The 17,001-nt window shown below is 30.6% G+C and carries 14 protein-coding genes and 1 pseudogene; 7 read left to right on the top strand and 8 right to left on the bottom strand.

Going from position 1 to position 17,001, the window contains the following annotated elements; all coding sequences use genetic code 11:
- The first annotated feature begins 36 nt into the window (after positions 1–36).
- From sufD to qatD, 6 genes and pseudogenes are all read left to right on the top strand, one after another.
- On the top strand, positions 37–1,344 hold the full coding sequence (gene sufD / locus BW951_RS14095; RefSeq protein ID WP_076394128.1) for a Fe-S cluster assembly protein SufD: 1,308 nt from the start codon (positions 37–39) through the stop codon (positions 1,342–1,344).
- 244 nt (positions 1,345–1,588) lie between these two features.
- Positions 1,589–2,350 (top strand): annotated as a pseudogene (locus tag BW951_RS14100) (YifB family Mg chelatase-like AAA ATPase); the annotation flags it as partial.
- 229 nt (positions 2,351–2,579) lie between these two features.
- Complete coding sequence (locus BW951_RS14105) at positions 2,580–4,433, top strand: KAP family P-loop NTPase fold protein (RefSeq protein WP_076393938.1); 1,854 nt, start codon at positions 2,580–2,582, stop codon at positions 4,431–4,433.
- Positions 4,434–4,443: 10 nt separating this feature from the next.
- A complete protein-coding gene (gene qatB, locus BW951_RS14110; protein WP_076393940.1) occupies positions 4,444–5,322 on the top strand; it encodes a Qat anti-phage system associated protein QatB in 879 nt (292 codons plus the stop codon).
- A complete protein-coding gene (qatC, locus tag BW951_RS14115) occupies positions 5,322–6,653 on the top strand; it encodes a Qat anti-phage system QueC-like protein QatC (RefSeq protein ID WP_076393942.1) in 1,332 nt (443 codons plus the stop codon). The genes qatB and qatC overlap by 1 nt, the downstream gene beginning before the upstream one ends.
- A gap of 7 nt (positions 6,654–6,660) precedes the next feature.
- Positions 6,661–7,395, top strand: coding sequence for a Qat anti-phage system TatD family nuclease QatD (gene qatD, locus BW951_RS14120; RefSeq protein ID WP_076393944.1), 735 nt, complete (start codon positions 6,661–6,663; stop codon positions 7,393–7,395).
- Positions 7,396–7,457: 62 nt separating this feature from the next.
- On the opposite strand, the gene BW951_RS14125 is transcribed toward qatD, so the two are convergent.
- The 4 genes from BW951_RS14125 to BW951_RS14135 all read right to left on the bottom strand — a co-directional run bounded on the left by BW951_RS14125 (position 7,458) and on the right by BW951_RS14135 (position 10,564).
- Positions 7,458–8,699: a hypothetical protein gene (locus BW951_RS14125; RefSeq protein WP_076393945.1), complete on the bottom strand. Its 1,242-nt coding sequence runs from the start codon at positions 8,697–8,699 to the stop codon at positions 7,458–7,460.
- Between the two features lie 8 nt (positions 8,700–8,707).
- On the bottom strand, positions 8,708–8,881 hold the full coding sequence (locus BW951_RS22785) for a hypothetical protein (RefSeq protein WP_175608824.1): 174 nt from the start codon (positions 8,879–8,881) through the stop codon (positions 8,708–8,710).
- 190 nt (positions 8,882–9,071) lie between these two features.
- Positions 9,072–9,500: a hypothetical protein gene (locus tag BW951_RS14130; RefSeq protein ID WP_076393946.1), complete on the bottom strand. Its 429-nt coding sequence runs from the start codon at positions 9,498–9,500 to the stop codon at positions 9,072–9,074.
- On the bottom strand, positions 9,497–10,564 hold the full coding sequence (locus BW951_RS14135; RefSeq protein WP_076393947.1) for a helix-turn-helix domain-containing protein: 1,068 nt from the start codon (positions 10,562–10,564) through the stop codon (positions 9,497–9,499). The genes BW951_RS14130 and BW951_RS14135 overlap by 4 nt, the downstream gene beginning before the upstream one ends.
- 315 nt (positions 10,565–10,879) lie before the next feature.
- Here BW951_RS14135 and BW951_RS14140 point away from each other — a divergent pair, with 315 nt between their 5' ends.
- Positions 10,880–12,571 (top strand): hypothetical protein, encoded by a 1,692-nt coding sequence (locus BW951_RS14140; protein WP_076393948.1) that lies wholly within the window; start codon positions 10,880–10,882, stop codon positions 12,569–12,571.
- On the opposite strand, the gene BW951_RS14145 is transcribed toward BW951_RS14140, so the two are convergent.
- From BW951_RS14145 to BW951_RS14160, 4 genes are read right to left on the bottom strand one after another with little or no spacing between them, the layout of a single operon-like run.
- Positions 12,561–13,550 (bottom strand): TniQ family protein, encoded by a 990-nt coding sequence (locus BW951_RS14145; protein ID WP_076393949.1) that lies wholly within the window; start codon positions 13,548–13,550, stop codon positions 12,561–12,563. The two genes, BW951_RS14140 and BW951_RS14145, sit on opposite strands and share 11 nt — an antisense overlap.
- The gene (locus tag BW951_RS14150; RefSeq protein WP_076393950.1) at positions 13,537–14,433 is read right to left on the bottom strand and encodes a TniB family NTP-binding protein; all 897 of its coding nucleotides are present in this window, start codon (positions 14,431–14,433) and stop codon (positions 13,537–13,539) included. Before BW951_RS14150 ends, BW951_RS14145 begins: the two co-directional genes overlap by 14 nt.
- A complete protein-coding gene (locus tag BW951_RS14155; RefSeq protein WP_084196444.1) occupies positions 14,421–16,256 on the bottom strand; it encodes a Mu transposase C-terminal domain-containing protein in 1,836 nt (611 codons plus the stop codon). Before BW951_RS14155 ends, BW951_RS14150 begins: the two co-directional genes overlap by 13 nt.
- Positions 16,253–16,900, bottom strand: coding sequence for a TnsA endonuclease N-terminal domain-containing protein (locus BW951_RS14160; RefSeq protein ID WP_175608825.1), 648 nt, complete (start codon positions 16,898–16,900; stop codon positions 16,253–16,255). Before BW951_RS14160 ends, BW951_RS14155 begins: the two co-directional genes overlap by 4 nt.
- Positions 16,901–17,001 lie beyond the last annotated feature (101 nt).

The raw sequence follows: 17,001 nt of genomic DNA on the forward strand, positions 1-17,001 counted from the left end.
AAAGAAAAAATGGTGCAAACCACAGATATACCAGTAATGGCATTAAAAGAACAGATCATACAAAACCATAATGAATTTTTGGAGAGCCTTCGTCACAGATTTCTGGATGAAGATCGTAAAGCAGCTCTTCAGAGGTTCGAAAAAGCTGGTTTTCCTACCAAAAAGGACGAAGAATATAAATATACCAACCTAAAGGAAATTACTGAGAAAAACTACAACTTTTTCCCAAAAGAAAGTCATAACATCACCAAAGAGCAGTTGGATCAGCTTCATTTAGGTGAAGAGAATTTCGACTGGATTACTTTCGTGAACGGTAAACTTCATAAAGAATTATCTAAAGTTTCCATTGAAAATGTTGAGTTTCTTTCATTCAATTATGCATTGAATGATGAGAAACACAGAGATGTTTTCGAGAAATATTTCAACACGATTGCTGAAGATCAATCTGCTTTCACGAATTTAAATCAGGCATACTGCAAATACGGTTTCTTTCTTAAAGTTCCGAAAAATGTAGTGATTGAAAAACCGATTCATGTTTTTTACATTTCTCAGAATCAGGAAGAAAACACGTTCTACAATACGAGAAACCTTTTAATCGTAGAAGAGGGCGCCAAAGTGGAAATTATTGAAAGTCATCATAATTTTGACAGCACGTATGTGTTAACAAATTCTGTTACGGAAATTTTCACCTATCCGAACGCAAAAGCGGACTGGCATAAAGTTCAGAACGATAACGATACTTCTTATCTGATTGACAATACTTTCGCAAAACAGGAAAAAGACAGCTTAACGACTGTAAATACGTTCTCTTTCGGAGGTAAGCTGGTAAGAAATAATTTAGATTTTATTCAGAACGGATCGAATATCAATTCATTCATGAACGGAATTACCATTATCGGAAAAGATCAGTTGGTAGATCATCACACGGCGGTTCACCATAATCAACCAAATTGTGAAAGTTACCAGAATTACAAAGGTATTTTCGACGGAAAATCTCACGGGGTTTTCAACGGAAAGGTTTTCGTAGATAAAATTGCCCAGAAAACGAATGCTTATCAGCAAAACAACAACGTTTTACTCAGCGAAGGAGCAACGATTGATACCAAACCTCAGCTTGAAATTTTTGCAGATGATGTAAAATGTTCTCACGGTTGTACAGTAGGACAATTGAATGAAGATGCGTTATTTTATCTGAGAGCAAGAGGGATTTCTAAAAAGGAAGCTCAGGCGTTATTGTTATACGCTTTTGCGAACGATGCCATGCAGAACATTGACATCGAGCCATTAAAAGAAAAAATTTCAAAACTTCTTGCCAAGAAGCTTCAGGTTGATATAGAGTTTTAACAATATATAATTGATCAATACGAAGGCTGTTTCATTTTTGGAACAGCTTTTATTTTTTTTTTACTCTTAAAAATTTACATCACATAAGTTATTTTTTTCAATGGATTTATAAATTCATAGAAAATCTACATCAGGAATGGATCATTTCAGTGAATCTCATTTTGTTTTTTAAATATTCAGGTAAATTCTTTTAAGAAAATCATTATTTAAAAATTTTTCTACATTTACGGCAAACACATAAAAAATGCTGATTAAAGTCTATGGAAGTGCCATTCATGGAGTCGCGGCACAAACCATTACGATAGAAGTAAATATAGATACAGGCGGAGTCGGCTACCATCTGGTCGGACTTCCGGATAACGCCATCAAAGAAAGCAGTTATAGAATTTCTGCTGCTCTGAAAAACGTCGGCTTTAAGATTCCCGGAAAGAAAATTACGATCAATATGGCTCCTGCAGATCTCAGAAAGGAAGGCGCTGCTTATGACCTGAGTATTGCCATCGGAATTCTTGCCGCTTCAGATCAGATTGTTGCCGAAAATATTCATGAGTATGTGATTATGGGGGAACTTTCTCTGGACGGAACTTTACAGCCCATAAAAGGGGTTCTTCCCATTGCGATTCAGGCTCGTGAAGAAGGTTTTAAAGGAATTATTCTGCCCAAACAGAACACCCGCGAAGCAGCAATTGTTAACAGTCTTGATGTTTTTGCCGCTGAAAATATCAAAGAAGTTATTGACTTTTTTAATGAAGGAAAACCACTCCCAAAAATCGAAGTAGATACACGGAAAGAATTTCAGGAAAAGATTAACGATTTTCCTTTTGATTTTTCTGAAGTGAAAGGACAGGAAGCTGCAAAAAGAGCAATGGAAGTTGCCGCAGCGGGAGGACACAATATCATCCTGATCGGACCACCCGGAAGCGGAAAAACAATGCTTGCCAAAAGAGTTCCGAGTATTTTGCCGCCTTTAACTTTAAAAGAAGCGCTGGAAACAACAAATGTCAATTACAAAAGTAAATGATAATATACAACTAAAAATGATAAACTTATAACATTCATAATAATATCATTGTATTAGTGCAACATGAAATACCGTGTTTTTACTAGATATTTATTCACTAATTTTTAAGAATTTTAGCGCAATTGTATATTTTCTCAAAAATAATACATGAATTACGGTTTACCGTAAAAAGTTATAAAGATTAGATATTAATTTTGATATAAATCACTAAAGTATGTGGAATGACAACGAATCTCTTTCGGACTATATTGATTATAGTTATTTAATGAAAGCAGTAACAACAATAATTGATAAAGATAATCTATTGCCTTGTAGTATTGGAATTTATGGAGATTGGGGAAGTGGAAAGTCTAGTTTAATGAAAATGATTGAAAAAAAATATGAAAATGAAGAAAATATTTTGGTAATTAAATTTAACGGATGGTTATTTGAGGGATATGAAGATGCAAAATCTGTATTAATGGGGCGGATTGTAGATGAAATAATAAACAAACGAACATTTTCAGAGAAAGCTATTAAATATGCGGCTAAATTATTAAAAAGAATAGATTGGATTAAAGTCGCAGGATCATCGTTGAAATATGGAATGAGTTTTTTAACATTAGGACCGGTAGGACTTGCTGGGGTGTCATTGGCTGATGCAATGGGGAAAATGAGCGATGGGGATTATGAAAAATATATAAAAGAAAGACAAGGAAAAGAAATAGAAGACTCAGACGAGAGTTTGAGAAATAATATCCAGGAATTTCACAAAAATTTTGAATCACTTATTGATGAAACAAAAATAGACAAAATTATAGTATTTATAGATGATCTTGATCGCTGTTCTCCTGATACAATAATAGGTACTCTTGAAGCTATTAAGCTTTTTTTATTTACGAAGAAAACGGCTTTTGTAATTGGAGCAGATGAAAGATTAATCAAATATGCTGTTAAAAGAAGATTCCCGGAATTAGCTGGGGAAAATCTTGAGATAGGTAGAGATTATCTAGAAAAGTTAATTCAATATCCTATTCGAATTCCCCCTTTAAATAAAATAGAATTGACGACATATGTTAATTTGTTATTTTCTCAATTATATTCTGTAGATACAGATGATTTTGAACTGAGAAGAAATGAGGTTATAAATGCAAAATCAACAAATGGATTTGATTTTGCCTTAGACCAAAGTAATATTTCTGATTTTTTTCGTATCGGTAATCAGGAGTTTGAAGATGCAATTGCTCTTTGTTCTCAGATAGTACCGGTTTTGAGCACTGGTTTAAATGGAAACCCTAGACAAGCAAAAAGATTTCTTAATACTCTGTTAATAAGAATTAGCATGGCTTCTGCAAAAGGAATAGAATTAAAGAAAAGAGTGCTTGCAAAATTAATGTTGTTAGAATATTTCAAGCCAGAAACATTTACAGATTTTCATGATATTCAAGCAGAGAATAATGGTGCTATTCCTCTGATAGATAAGTTAGAAACAATTACTTATGGACAAGAAAATGCTGAGTCTAAAGATACATCAGAAGGAGATGAAGCAAGCTCAGAAGAGAAGATATTATTAGAAGATAATTGGATTGTTGAGTGGATCCAAAGTGAACCTAAATTAGGAAAAGAAAATTTACAACCTTACTTCTATTTCTCTAGAGATAAATTAACAATTAGCGCAGTTAATTTTCAGCGTATGACCCCAAAGGCACAAGAAACAATTCGGAGATTATTAGGTGATTCTGAAATTGTTCGTAAGTCTGCAATAAAATCACTAAGTACATTATCTTCTAGCGAAGCAGCATCTGTTTTTGAAGCTTTGACAGAAAAGGTGAAACAGGAAGAAAATCTTAATGACAGCAAAGCTTTTAAAGCATTATTTTATTTATGTGAGGAAAAATCAGATTTGAAATCACAAGCTATTACTTTTCTTACAAAATATCCAGACCATAAATTACCATTAATCGCTATAACACTTACTGATAGGCTATTGAGGACTTCTAATCCTGAAGCTTTAAACCATCTTTTTAGTGTATGGAGTAAATCTGCTAATGAAAACTTTGCAAAGATTGTTAGAAAAAAAATAAAATAATTAATAAATCATGGGAACATCAGCTTCAAACGGGGGACCAACAGGATCTCCACCACTTTTACCTGATTGGTTTAGTCCTAATCCACCAGAAAGAGAACAAAATGAACAACAACCGGAAACCGAAAATAATGATCTTGAGAATGATACGGCAAATAATGATCAGCAAGAAGAGCAATCTCAAGATGAAGCTTTAGAACAAATAAATCCATTGAATCAATCCAAAGATTGGGGGAAATCTAAAGGAGCTCTAACTAGGCTATCAAATGCAAGATCTGGAGCATCAATTAGAAAGGCTGGCAAAAATTATGTAAACAGTTTAGGCGGAAGTAGAGGAGCAACAAGAGCCGCTGTGCAAGGTGTAATAACAGGTAAAAACTATGCGAACTTCTTAGGAAGTATAGCTGAAGGAGGGATAGCAAATGCTTTACAGGGGCTCGGAATAGATGAGTTTATTGGGAGAACCTCGGAAGAGGTTTGTATAGCAATAGCTAACGCATTAGCACCAATTGGAGCTACAAATGATGAAGCTATAGCACGTGAAGCTCTTATCTCGACCTTGGACTCATTGTATGGGAAAATGCAAGAAGAAGGAAGTGATTTTACAAGTATAAGCCAATTAAATCTAGAACAAATAAAAGATACACTTATTGAGTTTGTTAGTAACTATATTTTTAATAAATGGATGTATGAGCTTGGTGGAGCAATTGAAAGAGGTGATGTTACAGAAAGAGAAGTTATAAATTTAGAAATACAAGTTAAAGATTTTATTCGAGCTGAGACAATTGAGAGATATCGAGATATTCCAATTGAAACATTTAATTTAAATGATCGTGTGAATTACATAATAATAGAAGAAATTTTTCAAACTGCATACTCAACTCTTGAATAATGAAAACAAAAAATATAATAGTAAAAATACATAACTCTGATACATTTCAATATGGTGAAGATCAGCAAGAAGACGTGCTGGAAATTCAGCTTGATCATACAGATGTGAATAAAATGGTCAAGGAAAATATATTAAGAGATCTAAGTCATTCAGGTCTTGTACCCAATAATGTAATTTATGACTTACTAAATTTTGCCCTTGCCATATACACGATTGATCAGGTTGTATCAAGAAAGAACAATGGTTTTCAAGGATGGTCTAGATATTTCATTGTCAATTTTCCAGTACAAGATTTTGAAATTTGGGATGCTGTAAGTGAAGAGTTCAACAAATATTTAAGCTTTTTAAGTGGGGATAAATGGGAATTTGTATTCAGACAGAGTGAAGAAATTAGAGATTTTGTATTGCCAGAAAATAGAAATCCAAATGGTATTACAAAAGTATCATTACTTTCAGGTGGTCTAGATTCGTTTATTGGAGCAATAGATCTTCTATCAAATGGGGAAATACCATTTTTTGTAAGTCATCACAAAACTTCTGAAAGCAAAATTCAAGATAAAGTTTTAGGGGCTTTAAAAGCTCAGTTTGGCAATACAAGTTTTAAATCTCAAAAATTTTGGGTACAGCCAAATCAAAAAAACTCTACAGCAGAAAAAGAGAACTCTTCAAGAGCTCGCTCTTTCTTATTTATAACACTTGGGGTTGCCGTTGCTAATAGTATTGGTGATGGTATTCAGATGATTCTTCCAGAGAATGGTCTTATTTCACTAAATATACCTCTTACAAAATCAAGGTTTAGTAGCCACAGTACAAGAACTACCCATCCGTTTTTTGTGGATGGATTAAATAGTATATTTGAAAAATTAGGAATAAACAATAAAATTGAAAATCCTTATAGGTTTAAAACTAAGGGTGAAATGATATTGCAATGTGAAGATATTGACTTTTTAAAAGAACATATTGCCACAACAATGTCATGTTCCCATCCAGAAAATGGGAGGTTTTTAGGAAGAGAACCTCTTAATTGTGGATATTGCGTTCCGTGCATAATTCGTCAAGCATCCGAGTATCAAACTGGAGAAATTTTCACAACCTATGCAATTGGAGATGTGAGAGAATCGGTTCCGTCTCAAAAATATAAAAAAGGTTCTGATTATCGTGCATTTAAGATAGGATTAGAAAAATTATCAGACATTAATAATGAACATTCACTAGCTTTGCAAATTATAAGATCAGGTCCTATTCCTTACTCCACTTTAAATGAACTAAATGAATACATATCAGTTTATCAAAGGGGTATGTCAGAAGTTGAACAATTTTTAAACAGTTAAATGCTTAATGTTATTTGATACTCATTTCCACTTAGACTTATTTGAAGATCCATACTCACTTATTAAAAATATTGAAAAAAGGCAAGTTTATACGATAGCTGTAACAAACCTTCCAAAAGTTTTTTTTCATACAAAAAAATTATGTGAAGGGTGTAAATATATTCGTCCCGCCTTAGGTTATCATCCAGAATTAGTTTTTAAATTTAGTGATCAGTTAGATTTGTTTCTTAAGTATCTTAACGAGACTAGATATATAGGTGAGATTGGGTTAGATAATCAAAAAAAATCATTTGATGATTTTGCTAAGCAAAAGCAGATTTTTGAAAAAATCATTTTTGCATGTGCTGACAAACGGGATAAAGTATTAACCATTCATTCAAGAAAGGCTGAAAAGGAAGTTTTATCAATTTTAGGCAACAATTTTCCTGGGACTGTTATTTTACATTGGTACTCTGGTTCTTTAAAAGAATTAGAGACTGCTCTATCTTATGGCTTTTATTTTTCAATAAATTCAGCTATGCTGAAGTCCAAGAATGGTTTAAATATTATAAAAAGCATACCAGATGACAGATTATTATTGGAGTCCGATAGTCCATTTATAGGAGTTGATAGGAGTAGCAAAATTCCATACAATGCAGAATTTCTTATTCAGGAGTTAAGTGCTGTAAAGAAATTCCAGTCAGAAATATTAAAGGGAAAGTTACTTGATAATTTTAAAAATGTTTTATCAATTAAGCACTGATGCAAATCTTATTAAAAACTAAACAAAAAATCCATTGTAGTTGAATTACAATGGATTTCCTTTTAACCTCCATAAAGCATTATGTCGGAGATTATATAACGTAACTTGTCTTTTAAATCATACTCAATTTCCAAGTCCTCTGCATTTTCACACATCTCAATTAGCTTTGCAAAACTTGAAATTTCATTATCAATCTTCCATTTAAAAATATCTGAAAGCTTCGTTATACCTTTCAGAGCACTTCGAGGATTTTTAATTTTAGCTAAGATTTTGACTCTAAGCTCATCAGGTCTTTTTATTGACTTTATTTCGTTCAATTCTTGTATAAATTCGTCACTCGTATTCAAGACTCCTTCCATATTATTAAACGTAGAGAATACATTTTCTGGTTTTGTTGTATGTGGAATGATCTCTTTATTTTTTTCAACTTCGGATTTTCTTCTATAGATAAAAAAACCTTTTTCAATTCTACCTACACTGAGAATGTTAGAAAAGCTAAGTGAGCCTTGCCCTAAATCATTTGTAGATATTTTAACCGCTGTTGAAATGCTACCGAAGGCTCCGGCATCTTTCAAGAATTTCTCAGAAACAATTATATCAAGTTTAGATTCATTTAATGCAGCGCTTCTTATTGTATATTCGACTCCAACTTTATATTTCATATTCTGGTGTAAAATCAACATACTTACCACAAAGGTAAAATCAACACCATATTCAAAATATTTATTTATTGACGTAATTCCTCGTAAATAAAATTGACTATTATATTCTACAAGCCTATAACTTTTATGTTTATTAACTTTAGAATTAGTCTTAGCTTTTTCTTTGAAATATTGAATGTTTTGTCTTGCCAATGCACCCTCCCTAATCTTAAAAAGGTTATTGGCATATTTTGTCATCTCATAACTATCCAAAAAAGTGTTCTTTGCATCATAAATAGCAATTGTACGGAGATTATTCTTTACTTCATCAATTTCAACATATTCTTCAAAATTGAAAATTATATCAGTATTGATTTCTCCATCAATGATCTGTTCATCGTCGTAAACATCAATGTCCTTTACTTGAGCATATATAAAGGATCTATTATAATTTTCATTATAATATTTAACTCTTTCATATACAAGATCAATGTAATCGATGCAGATAATCTCATCTTGAATTTCACTAATTTTAAATGAACTATAAATTTCATCCCTATAAGGATGGGAATCTATTAATTCACATAACTTGCTAACTCTTAGCTTTCCCGTACTTTTTTCAGGGTTAAGCTGTACTGTTTTTTGAAAAAACTCTGGCTTCATAAAAATGATTATTTTTCTTTTTTTACTCCTTTAAAGGGTTTTGGACTTGATACTTTGACATCAATAAACTGCCCTGTTGTAGTATCTCTCTTTACCCATAAACCTGTTTTAGGATTTTGAACTTGAGAGCGGTCTCTTACCGCTCCTTTACGACTTCCGTCTTTTGGTGCATTAGTTGCCATAATTAAAATTTAATAATTGTTTATAAATGAGCAACTTAAAAAGAAAAACGATTTAATTTTTATGAAAAATCTTGGAAAAAAGTATAATTATATTTACCTTTGAGGTCTCAAATCAAGAAGGTAAAAGAAAATTATTCTTCAATACAAGCCTAATCATTAGATTTAGGCTTTTCTTTTTAAAGCTGTTATTTTAGTTTTTCATCATAGATGTTATTATATATTCTAAAAGATTTATCTGATCTGGTTGTGCATTCATTTTTTTCACGGCTTCAATTGGTTCACACAAGCTAACTTTATTCTCCATTGCAAATTTTTCTACATGCTTACATCTGGACAGTACTGTTAATCCATATTTTTGAGCATAATAAACGGAGGAGATGTCCGTAATTGCTATCTCGGGATGATCATTGTGATTCTTATTGTAAAAATTATAAAAATCGTTTGAAAGATCAAATACGGTTAGATCTCCATTTCCTTCTAAATCTTTTATTGCGATTATTTCATTCGGTTCAAAATAATTCTCAGTTAAAAAAAGTTGAGAAATACCAAAAAAACCGTTCTTAATAAGTTGCAAAGATCGCAATGGCATAATAAGCTCTATGTCATTTAACACTATCATCTCAATGTAAATTCTGTGGTAAATGATTCTCTACTCAATGCTGTAATCGTCATTCCGGATAACTGGCTTGCCTTACTTTTGCTAAATAATTTTTCATTTAGCCCTTTAGCAAGCAAATAATTGAATCTACTTACTCTTTCGGTGTCTTCATGTGGGATGTCTTTGTCTCTCCAAGAGTCATACTGATCTTTCCATTCTTGATACTTTTCCCACCCAATAAGACCTAGGCTTAAAATTCTAATAAGGATAGCAAATATTGATATTCCGTACATGGTTTTAATTCTTTTCAATTCTTCCAATGTAATGCTAGATTTATCACCTATATAGTTCATTAGAGCTTCATAAGGCAGAAGCATTGCCCCGGCAAAGTGGTCACAGAAACGCTCTATCCTTTCTATTTCTTCATTTACTTCAAATCTTAACAGTAAATGGGCTAATTCATGAAAAACAGTGAATCGTCTTCTTGGTATATCTGCATTTTTAACATTAATGACAATTATAGGATTATTCTTTTCCCAACAAGAAAAACCAGCAAAGCTTTCGTCTTCATTTACTTCAAAAATTTTAACTCCTAAATCTTCTAAAAAACTCACTAAATTATAAATAGGTGTAGTTTCAAATTTCCATTTTTTTCTCAAAATTTTAGCAGCATCTTCAACTTGCTTTTTGTTAGTAATTGGATCAAAATTTTTAAGTGGATTTTGAAATATAATTATTGAATTTACAAGTTTTTCTAAATTACTATAAGAATTGTACTTTTCATGCAATTCTCCTAAAATTTTACGTTCAAAAAAAGTTCGGTCGAAATTAATTTTAAACCCTTCTCTGAATTCGATATTTCTTAATGTGAATTCATCTGAGTTATAGCTTGTTCCATTTAATATTTCAGGAATACTCACTCCCAATGCCCCGGATAACTGGACTAGTTGGGATGAACGAATTTCTCTATGCCCTTCTTCGAATTTCTGAATATATGATTTTGAAAAATCAGAACGGATAGCGAGGTCTTCTTGTGATAACCCCTTTTTTATCCTCAGTTCTCTTATTCTTTCTCCTATGTTCATGTCAAATTTTTTACAAATATATAAAAAACACACAAATATGGCAAATAATTTAAAAAAAATAATATTTTGTGTGTTTCCGCGTTCTGAAATTATCATTGTTTACAAGTTGTTTTTTATTTGCTATCTACACGATTTTATCTAACCTAGTTTAACAAACATTACTTATAAATTCAACAAAGAGCAGAAATCTTAATAATAAATTTTCCGGTTATTGAAGCTATGTTATTATAGGTTGATTTATAATTTTGATATTTCCATTTTATAATTAAATTATTATCTTCAACTTTTGTAATTTCACCAAAACATGAATTTAATATGGTTTTAAAAAAAATAAAGAGTTATTCTAGGGAAGGTGATTTTTGGATGCTTTTTAATTTTGGAAAGATCACTTTTAGAGATGAAATTTTATATAGAGAAATCAAGTTTATAAAAGTAAATCCATCTGATTATTATGATTCAGAAGAGTGGAGTTTAGATGAAATTATCATAGAAGAAATAGCAGAGCAAATAGTAAATAAATTTAAACTCGCAGATATTTATGATTGCAATGGAAAGTTTGTATGCGATTTAAATAAAAATCATAATAAAATAGAAAAAAGGGAAGTTATCTTATCAAACTATAGAAATTTCAAAGTAGGTTCTTGTGAAGAGTTTTTTAGTGATACCCCTTTTGCTAATCAAATTAATAATAAAGCATATTATCTCTTTAATAATGATACGTTTATTTCTTTAAGCTTGGTTAGTCAGTTTTTCTACTACTATTCCACTAAAGTTATTAATATAATTACAGATTTTGAAAAATTTAATAAAGGGTTTGTAAATAGAGATGTGCTAGAAAGCAAATTCGTTTTTGATAATACTATCGGTATAGGGCAAAAAGAGGCAAAGTTTATAGGTAAATATTGGTTTACCCATAAAGATGAAAACAAAACAGGGATTTATTTATTAAGGAAAGCGATTAATAGTTTTTATAGTTTATTATGGAAGCAAAAAGAAGATAAAAGAGGGCACCTTTCAGGAGAAATCTTCTATAATATACCATTTAACTTTCCAATTAAAGCCACTGTTATAGGACAAAAGCTTGCTAAAAATAAATTTTTCGCCTATAGATTGTTAAATATCGAACCCAATAAAAAAGATTATCTTTTTTTTATTAATGACCAAGATATTGAACCAATAGCACTTGTAGATACTCGTTCAGCTGAAAACAATCACGGAGATTCTGAGACATATACTGACAATATAACAATTGATGGAGAAGAGATATTAGATTTGATATCAGATTCTCCTGCGGTCTCTACAAATCCTAATTTGGGCGTTGAAGAGATAACAGTTGATAATGATATCTTCTTAGAGTCTCCTAATTATAAAAAAACCAAGAAAATACAAAACGATAAAAATTACATAAAAGGAAATACACTTGTAAATACAGTAGAAGAGCATGGAATATTAAGTAATCAGACAACAACGGGAAATAATACTCAAGCTATTGATTATACTGCTATTCAAGAAAATTCTTCTGATCTTTTTTTGAAAATACTTGAATATCTAAAAGAAAAGGGAGTAAATATTGTTTTCGCAACAATTAATGATTCTGCAGATGAGAAGTTCTCATTTTATGAGCCTGAGAACTCTAAAATACCATATATGATAATTGCTATTGCTAGGTTAAATGATAAGGAGTTTTTCATTATTGAAACAGGTTTGTATCGGAATATTGGGTTAGTAGAAAATTTATCAAATATACCAGCACAGCAAAGGAACGATAAAAATCTAAGCAAACTTATTAAAATACTTGATCATAGAAGTGTAAAATTTAGCTGGAGTTCAATATTTTACGACGGTAGATTAAGTAAGGATTATCAAAATAAGAAAATAAGATTTGAATATATAAGAGAAAAAATGTTTTTAGAAGTCCTACAACCTGTTAACCATAGATATGGACTTACAGAGAAAAACACAATCCAAAAAATTGGTGACAATATATATAAAAAAATTAATAAATAAGTTTCTTTTCAAACCAATATGGTATTCCAGACTTTTCAGAGTATATATAAGATTTTGCTATTTTATAGTGGTTAAGTTGGTCATAAAATTTTTGTTCTTTAAGTATTTTATAGGCAAGTGGAAAAGTCTCAATTCTTGTTTGAAGATCCCAAAAGCTAATATTTTCATTAATTATTTCTAGATCGAAGTGGTATATATCTTTAAGAAATTGTTTAAATATTCCTTTATGTGAATTGCTTCTAAGTCTAGAGGCAATGATTAATAATACTTTTAAAAATAAAAATGAATACGAAGTGAATTCGTTGTATCCAATATTAATAGTTGAATTAATATACTTTTGATATTGTAAATCTAATTTATTACTTACGACTAAATGATTTAAGTCTATTAAAGTATAATCGAAAAAACAATTGTAGCAAATATTAAATGGTCTAAAACCATTCGCTGGATATAATCTATTTCCTCCCTTATTAATTTTAAAAAAATGTAGAGGGTGATTGCATTCAGGGCATCTGTCAATCAAATATAATTTACAGTCTAGGCATAATATAGATGAGCTTAGTCTCCATTGTTTTTGATAATATTTATATTCATTTAAACATTTAACGCAAGCTTGGAGACCGTGTTTAAACTTGGACCTATTAACTATTCCGATTGGTAAAACATTTATTGTTATTGTTTTAGTATTAATGTTTTCGAAGGCATAACCCTCAAAAGATTTTAAAAAAAGGTTATTAATTTGTGAGATCGACAAGGGAGTATATCTGTTAATTATCTCTATCAAATTATTAGGAGCTAAAATATCTATATCTCTTGTAAAATAGCTTCTTGATTTTGGGAAGAAGTTCTTAAGAAAAGTTTGTGTTTTAACTTGATGGTTAATAGATAATCTGTTTATCCAAGAACTAAATAACTCATTCTTGTTTGGTGCGATATACAGAGGAAAAATATCTTTATCAAAAGATTTAATATATACCATTGTTAAAAAAAGCTTTTTTCCTGTTTTGTGGAGCTATATAATCGATGTTATTTAATATTTCTAAAGTTATTTTTTCACTTTGCGTATTAATAGCTAATATGGTTGAGAGCTCTAATATTTTGGAAATTTCCCCTATTAAGCCATCGCTCATCAGAAGGATCTTATTCGATAGTCGATCTTCTATGAGATCCGATCTCTTTTTGATTGGGAGTACCTTTTCAAAACTTGCTAGAAGTCTTTTGTAATCAGTGTTGTTTTCCCATCTTACAAGGATATTAGGTTCAAATCGATTTGATAGTTGTGAATCGGTTTGTATAGCATTGAAAGCTAGTTTTGTTCCGGAGCAAACTAATGGTATGTTTAATTCGTTAGATAAATATTTTATAACATTTAAAAATAATCTTTGCTTTGAAATCGTACCGGCAAGAACGTGATGGATTTCATCAATAATTAAGACTTTAACTTCAAGTTCTTTTAAAAGATGTATTACTCGATTTTGTCTATTCTCAATTTTTTCAGATGTTTTTGTTGGCGCTAATACTGAATTTAATATAGCATTATAGAACCTTTTTTCATCTGGTTCTGGAGGAGACTGAATCATTAATACAGGACATTTTAATTTTGCAGTTTTTTCATCAACATATGATTGATGTGATCTGCAAAACTTTTTTAGTAAGGCAGTTTTTCCATTATTTGACTCTCCAACAAGCAATAAATTTGGCATTCTATGCCCTTTGGGATATGTTGTTAAATCTACCATTTTATCTAAAATGATTTTAGCTTTTGTATAGCCTATCCATTTAAACTCTTTGGTGTATAGTATTCTTTCTTCATTAGAAGAATTGTCAATGAATGTCTTTAAATTATTTGTTAAATGTTCCATACTTCAATGTCATCAAAAGGTTGAATATCTTGATAATTTTTCTGCTCATTTTGTATTAGAGATTCCTCGTCTAATTTTGTTTGTATTTTGTTTTTACTATAAGATTTACTATTTTGGATTTTTGTATTTCTCATAGCTCTTTTTTCTATCTCATCTAATTCTCGGTAAGCTTCAAAGATTGATTTTTCATCTACCTTTATTTTTTTACTTTTTATTATTTTTAAAATTTCCCGATATTCCCAAATCGATATTTTAGGTAAAGACATATTTCTATAAGGAATGTCGTAATAATCGTTTTTTTGTGGATCGTAAAAGTAAATGCAACTAATATCTCTAGGATCCCTTCTAAATAAATGTTGTATTTTTTCCCCTTTGATATTGGCATCATGTATGAAACTTTTTAATACATCACTATAATAATGGATATGATCAATAACAATCCCATACTCCTGAATAGTTCTTTTAATTATTGGCATGAAATCTAATCTTACTTTTCTTTCATTATTAATTCTAGGAGGAATTCCTCGTCCTATAACGTCGGATCCTCCCAGAATTCCTCTTTTAAATTTCTGTTCAGGAGTGATGTCTAGACTAGAATGAATTCTTTTATGATAGATTTTAGTAATATATGTGACTAACCATTTTTCAAATTCATATAGTGTGAAAGATGCATTTTTTTTCGAATCATAATTCTTTCTATCTTGAATATTAGAGAAAGTTGTTCCGGGTAAATTGTGAATCTCTTTCGAAAATGTTCCTAAAATACGCTCTATATGTCCTCCAAAATGTGGAGTAGCAACTGGTCTGAATTCAATATTAATTCCATAATTAGCACAGGATTTTCGCAAAGTATTTCCTCTAAATTCTTTGGCATTATCTAAATGTACAGTGTCCATTATTCCCCAACAGGGCCATTCTCCAGATATTTCTAATGAATTTAACCATGATTCTTTTGGTAATATAGAATTGGCTATGCACATTCCTGTACCCAGTGCTCCTGGGTGCTCAAAAGAAAGGTATAAGCCAGTAACCATTCTACTATAAACATCAATTGCTAGTGTGAGCCAAGGTCTTTTCAGTGGTTTTCTATATTGTTCATCTACAAGAATAATATCAACCAATGTGTGATCAATTTGTACTATGGATAATGGGTATTGTGCCCCTTCAAAACTGCCTCTATGAGGTTCATACTTATATTTAGCTTCCTTTATTCCTAATCTTTTTCTTACTTTTTCTTCATCAGAAATATTTTTAATTCTATTACGGATTGTGTTGGGATGTGGTGGCTTAATAGAGTATTTATCACATTCTAAATTCACCTCTCTTATAGTTTTATTTATTGACTTTTTTGATTGATTAAGGTAAACTGAATGTATTTTATTTGCTATAATGTTTTCCAAATCATCTGATAATCTACTCTTTCCTTGTCCTCCATTTTTCTTCTTCCCGGCAAGTGACGAAACTGTTCCATAGGTTTCAAATATCTTAACCCATCTATAAATTGTTGGAACGCTGATCTTGTTGTTTTTGGAAATTGAAGAGATCAGTTTGTAATCACCCCTGTTTTTTAATATTGGACTGATTAGATTATATCTGTGCTGTGCTTTTTCCCATTCCTTGTCAGACAAGGAAACAAGGTTTTTTTCGTTGTTTACGCTGAAGTTTTTAATGCTTTCTAGTTCGGCTATTTTAACGGTATGTATGATATTTGTTTTAATTTCTTCAATTGACAACGTATCTATATCAATAATTCTTACGATTATACATAAAGTATTATTGTACAATACTTTTTCACCTTTACTAATAAAAATTCTTTCCATCATTCTAAAAATATTAGAGTATCCATTGTTAATTTAGTTGTTTCATCGAAGTTTATATATCTTTTAGATAACATATGAAGCAAAACGTATAATAGTTCAGCTTTTTTCTCTTCGCAAGTAATTGCTAAATCAAGAGTCTCTTGTATTGAAACTATTTTATGATTTTCTATAACTCTTTCTAAAACAGTCATAAGACCATCATCAAATCCAACTTTGGGACTCCTGTATCCTAATAGAAATTTTGCATTTTGTAATCTATGACCTTGACGTATTTGCTCTTCGGTAACAATATTAAATTTTAATCCATTATCAGAGCAAAATGCTTGGGCTGCTTCAAACTTTAGTTTGTATTTTTCTTTATTTTCAACAAGGTCATTTACATATTTTATTTCAATAAGTTCGCTTTTTACATCTTTTGAATGGTATTGCACGAAAAAATCAGGGACATAATATTGATTATTCCCATAATATATTTTTAATGGCTGTTCATAGTATTTATAAACCTTAGTGTCATATTCTAAAAGATGAATATAATCTCGTTCCAATGAGGATTCAAAATTTACTATTTCATTTCCTTTAGCGCTATATATGTTTCCTGTTAAACTTAAATTGGATAACCCAATTTGCCTAACTTTTTTATGGCTCATAATCAACATCTTTTGTGTAATTAAAGTTAAAAATTATTTTAAGAAGTTTCAATTATCATTTACTTTTGTAAAAAGTGTTGTTAAAGGATTAGATATTATCA

The sequence above is a fragment of the Chryseobacterium gambrini genome (assembly GCF_900156825.1).
GTDB classification, from domain to species: domain Bacteria; phylum Bacteroidota; class Bacteroidia; order Flavobacteriales; family Weeksellaceae; genus Chryseobacterium; species Chryseobacterium gambrini.